This is a genomic window from Streptomyces doebereineriae (assembly GCF_031845645.1).
GTDB classification, from domain to species: domain Bacteria; phylum Actinomycetota; class Actinomycetes; order Streptomycetales; family Streptomycetaceae; genus Streptomyces; species Streptomyces canus.
The window spans coordinates 1-459 of the sequence record NZ_JAVREZ010000265.1; the positions used below are offsets into that span (position 1 = coordinate 1).

At 63.0% G+C, this 459-nt stretch carries 1 protein-coding gene and 1 pseudogene; both read right to left on the bottom strand.

Features of this window, described 5'->3' with window-relative positions; genetic code table 11:
- Positions 1-184 (bottom strand): annotated as a pseudogene (locus RNB18_RS51800) (LLM class F420-dependent oxidoreductase); the annotation flags it as partial.
- A gap of 9 nt (positions 185-193) precedes the next feature.
- Positions 194-459, bottom strand: a 266-nt coding sequence (locus RNB18_RS51805; protein WP_311721032.1) for a DUF7064 domain-containing protein, incomplete at its 5' end; no start/stop codon positions are given.

The window sequence follows — 459 nt, forward strand, 5'->3', positions numbered from 1 at the left end:
GATCTACGCTGCGATGGCCACCGGAGTCCAGCCATTTTCGTGACGGCGCTGGATGTTCGGTAAAGGCCACCGCGTCGAAGCCCGCGCCTTCGATCGCGATGGCGAAATCCACCAGACCTTGCTTGGCGATGAAATCCGGAGAGCAGTCAGGACGCCCCAGAGGATGCTCGACGGTGAATAACACGCGGCGGGACTATCCGACAAGATTCTTGATGGTGGCGGTGCGTTCATAGATGCCGCCACCTACTTCACCGTCCCAGGTCCAGCGCGGGAACGCCTCCATCAACACCGTCCCTTCCGGATCGGTGCGGTCAATGCCTGGACCGCCATCGGCCGCACCCTGGAAGGTCAGAATCGCCGCGGTCACGGTTTCGGCAGTGATTTCCACGGTCTCACCGTCCTCCAGATGCAGCCGCACGACGACCGACTCCCCGGGGGTGGCGTTGACGTCCGTGAGGG